The organism is Bradyrhizobium sp. Mp27, assembly GCF_029953005.1.
In the GTDB taxonomy this organism is placed as follows: domain Bacteria; phylum Pseudomonadota; class Alphaproteobacteria; order Rhizobiales; family Xanthobacteraceae; genus Bradyrhizobium; species Bradyrhizobium barranii.
In genome coordinates this window covers 1-2914 of record NZ_JASAUS010000370.1, presented here as the reverse complement: position 1 = coordinate 2914, position 2914 = coordinate 1, and the positions used below count along the sequence as shown (strand labels likewise).

The 2914-nt window shown below is 58.1% G+C and carries 2 protein-coding genes and 1 pseudogene; 2 read left to right on the top strand and 1 reads right to left on the bottom strand.

All coding sequences use genetic code 11. The features are described 5' to 3' along the window. The first annotated feature begins 499 nt into the window (after positions 1-499). A complete protein-coding gene (locus tag QJT78_RS49865) occupies positions 500-718 on the top strand; it encodes a hypothetical protein (RefSeq protein WP_223153707.1) in 219 nt (72 codons plus the stop codon). Positions 719-817: 99 nt separating this feature from the next. After that, positions 818-942: pseudogene (locus QJT78_RS49860) on the top strand (aldehyde dehydrogenase family protein); the annotation flags it as partial. Positions 943-1031: 89 nt separating this feature from the next. Here the strand turns inward: QJT78_RS49860 and QJT78_RS49855 are convergent. Continuing rightward, positions 1032-2864 carry a RiPP maturation radical SAM C-methyltransferase gene (locus QJT78_RS49855; protein WP_348652444.1) on the bottom strand — a complete coding sequence of 611 codons (1833 nt, stop codon included), beginning with the start codon at positions 2862-2864 and terminating at the stop codon, positions 1032-1034. Between the last annotated feature and the right edge of the window lie 50 nt (positions 2865-2914).

Below are 2914 nucleotides of genomic sequence, written 5' to 3'. Positions count from 1 at the left end.
ACCCTGCCGGCGAGCAGAACCAGCTCGTGTCGCATGTTGATGATCTGGTCCAGCCGGGACCGGAACAGATCGTTCGAGCCTGTCGTCCTGTGCTTCTTTGGTCGCATCGGTCCCTCCGATGCAGCACAGAATCACGGTTCGCAGCGGCAGGGAAATCCAAAATCGAAATTGCAGGTTTTTGCTGTGAAGCCCCAATCCCCTGCAATCTCAAATGCCGCCGCAACCGGAAAACAGACTCTCAATCAAGTGCTTGGAGGCTTGTTCACGGACAACTGGTGAGGATCAGAACAATCGAGCCATGGAACCTGACAGGCACTCCAAATCCAGCGTTGACCAGCCCGACGAGAAGCTTCGCGGCCGAGCGAGGCCCTGACCCTACGCGTCGGCATAGCAATCGTGGACCGGTTCATCATATCGTTTTACAGCTTAAGGGAGATGCAGTGAATCGTGAGGGGCTCTATTCTTCGATGTCCGCCGGATAAATTTGGAAATGCGGCAAATGATGATCGAGGACGATAAGGGGATTCGCCCCGGCATCGAAACGATGCGCGGGTTGCCTGCATTTTATGATGGTGCAGTCGTGACGACATCGTCGCTCACGAATGTAAGTCTATGTGTCGATCTGGACGCGGCGAAGCAGTTGGATCGATTACAGCCGATGATCGAACCGATAAACTACACGACGCTTTGGCAGCTGCAACCTGTGTCAAACAGTTGAAGTTCGATGCGGTTTCTCCTTTTCGCCCGATGAAGTAGTCTACGAAAATCGAGCGATGCAGTTCGTAGCGCATATTTAAGCTATCTAATGCGGAACGAACGCCGCATAAACTTCATCGGCTCCACTAGGGTTGGCGCGATTATCGCCGCCGCTTCGGCCAAATATCTCAAACCATATATGTTGGAGCTTTGGGCTCGACGCCGTTGATTGTGCTCAACGACGCGGGCGAAAAAAATGACAAGGCTGGCGCGAGCGCCAAGCAAAGGAGACAGGCGAGGGGTGTGGCCCTGCGAAGTGCACACCGCAGTTTTCCTTATTCGCGCGGGAGGGCCACTGGCGTGGAGCGTCGGTCGAGATAGCCACCAGGGAACGCAGTCAGGGGAAGGATTGGCGTATATGGATGCCATAACGCGAGCCCAACCAGCCGCGCGTCAAGCCGTACGATCAGTTTGCGGGCGATCATGTTAGCTATCGCCTCATCAATCTCGCCCTGCATTACATTCGCCGCGCCCGGCCGATCGCACAGGCGAGTTTCAGGCGAGCCTTCGTCCGCGGCCAGAAGAATTTCTCGCTCGAGGCCTCTGACGCGGTGTTCGCGCTCGATTGCTATGGCTCGCGTGTCCTCGACTATGATTTCGTCGCCGTTGTCCTGCATCGACAGCATAGAGAAAGTCGGCCCCCTCCAGGCTTTCAGCCAGGCATCGATGCCCTTGGCGACGGCATTTAGCCCCGGGCGGTTTTCGTCGCGCGGTGTGAAATGGCCGCCGACATCGTGGTCTTCGCTGTCTTCGAAGTAGTATACCTGTTCCGAGAGATCGCGCTCCGACAGCGGATACACGTAGCGATAGGGGGCGGCCGGGAGCAGCTTCAGTCCATGTTTCTCAGCTGTGTAATGATAGGGGCTGTAGCGCTGGTATCGCAAGCGTACCGCAGGTCCCGGCTGCAGATGATGCAGCAACGGCAACCAAGAGGCCATTTCCGCATACCATGCATCACACTCGCCGGGAAAGCCCCACAATAAACTCCAACCGACCCGCACGCCGTACTGACGGCACCACTTCAACAGCTGAACATTGTGCGCTGAGGTCGTTCCTTTGCGCATCAGCTTCAAAACACGAGTATCCAGGCTCTCAATACCCGGTTGAATCCAGCGGACGCCGGCGGCAGCCAGCTTTTCCACTTCGTGGCGCTTCAGGTTGGCTTTGACCTCAAAGAAGATCGCGAGCTTCTCGGGTAGCGCGGTGAGGTGAGGGAGCGCCTTTTCAAGGTAGTCAATGGCCATAATATTGTCTACAGCTTCGATGCGCGACGAGCCGTAGCGCGCCGACATCTCAATCATCTCCGCTGCGGCCTGCCCCGCGGGCTTCTGGCGGTAGGTCATCGATCCGCCGTTCAGCCCGCAAAACAGGCAATGACTGCGCTCGCCCCACCAGCAGCCGCGAGAGAACTCCATCGGCAGCCCAGCATGGATGCGGTCGGCGTAGAGCGACGCCTCAACCTCCGCAAAATAGTCCGAGAAATCCGGCAGCGGCAGGTCACGCATGTTCTCGATCACGGCGCGGGGCACTAAGTCGCGCGTCGACGCCGCGGGATAGCCGGCCTCGCGATGCGTCGGGCCGAAAACGCCAAATGGCAGGTCAGCAGGCGGGATGTCTCTGCCGCGATTTAGGATGTCCCAACACAGCGGGCCGATCAGTGCGTCGGCCTCGCCCGACACGACATAGTCGACCCATGGGAAACGCGCGTGAGTGCTGCGCCCCATTACCGACTCGCAGTTCGCTCCACCCATGAGGGTGACAAGATCAAGTGAGCGCTCGCTCAGCCGGCGCAGCAACGCGAGCGAGGGGACATGCTGGGTGAAGGTCGAGCTGCACCCGACCATAGCCGGCCGCTTCGCCAATATCTTGTCAGCCGTCCAGTCGATAAACCCGCCGATGAGCGAGCGCAGCCTAAGGAAATTCGCGCGACGCTCGGCCATACCTTTGCCTGCGTGTATCGGGTTGCGCTCGAAATAGAGGTCGAGGAAGGCGTTTTGTTCGGGTTCGAAGCCGGGAAAAGCAATGCCCGCGAACAGCCAATCAACCAGTGCCTCAGAGCTGGCCCCGCAAATTCGGACAGTAGCTTGAGTGGATTTTCTGCCTGACAGCGGCGAGGATTCTTGCTGCGAATCAGGAGCGAAGATGACGAAGAAGAGCC